At 43.8% G+C, this 395-nt stretch carries 1 pseudogene; it reads right to left on the bottom strand.

Annotated features, from left to right (window positions below):
- Positions 1-395 (bottom strand): annotated as a pseudogene (locus tag AB4585_RS28655) (hypothetical protein); the annotation flags it as partial.

The raw sequence follows: 395 nt of genomic DNA, 5'->3' as shown, positions 1-395 counted from the left end.
TTCTTATAGATTCGCCCTTTGGCATCTAATTCCATTACCGAGCAACTATCCCAGTGTTTGGCGTCTTTGCTGTAATCAAGGCTTCCCAATGCTTTACCTGCCGCTTGTAGGTCATTTAACGAAGCTTCATCACTAACTAACCGATGGATCGTTAGCCCTAATGCTTGCCACACTTGTGGGGATAAGTGATAACCAGAACGACTATTTATGAATGCTTCAGCTTGTGGTTCAAGCCATGCTTTCAAGAAGGTAGAGATCTTGCTGACATAGCCATCGCTGAGCACAGAAGTAAGGCTTGTGCCATTAGGTAACGTAACGTCCTTAGACATCTTACTGTATTCTTGAGTGCCCACTCCAGCGAGTGCACCAACGATCAATTTGAATAAAACATATTG

The sequence above is a fragment of the Vibrio sp. 10N.222.49.C9 genome, from assembly GCF_041474985.1.
GTDB classification, from domain to species: domain Bacteria; phylum Pseudomonadota; class Gammaproteobacteria; order Enterobacterales; family Vibrionaceae; genus Vibrio; species Vibrio crassostreae_C.
Note: the sequence above shows the minus strand (reverse complement) of the source record. Positions and strands in the feature narration are given on the sequence as shown.